The 262-nt window shown below is 69.8% G+C and carries 1 protein-coding gene; it reads left to right on the forward strand.

The features are described from left to right. Positions 1–29 precede the first annotated feature (29 nt). Positions 30–262, forward strand: a 233-nt coding sequence (locus B3V69_RS00400; RefSeq protein ID WP_414707446.1) for a tetraacyldisaccharide 4'-kinase, incomplete at its 3' end; no start/stop codon positions are given.

The raw sequence follows: 262 nt of genomic DNA on the forward strand, positions 1-262 counted from the left end.
TGACCAGCGCCTGGACACGCCGGGGTCCGTTGGCCTGGCTCTTGTGGCCGCTCTCGACGTTGTTTGGTGCACTGGCGGCATTGCGGCGCGCCCTGTACCGGGCCAGATGGCTCAAGGTTCAGCGCGTGCCAGCCCTGGTGATCGTGGTCGGCAATGTGGTGGCGGGTGGTTCGGGCAAGACGCCGGTCGTCATGGCGCTGGTGCGGCATCTGCAGGCCCGGGGCGTGCGTGTCGGGGTGATCTCGCGCGGCTACGGTCGCCG

Origin of the sequence: Rhodoferax sp. UBA5149, assembly GCF_002413825.1 — a bacterium.
In the GTDB taxonomy this organism is placed as follows: Bacteria; Pseudomonadota; Gammaproteobacteria; order Burkholderiales; family Burkholderiaceae_C; genus Rhodoferax.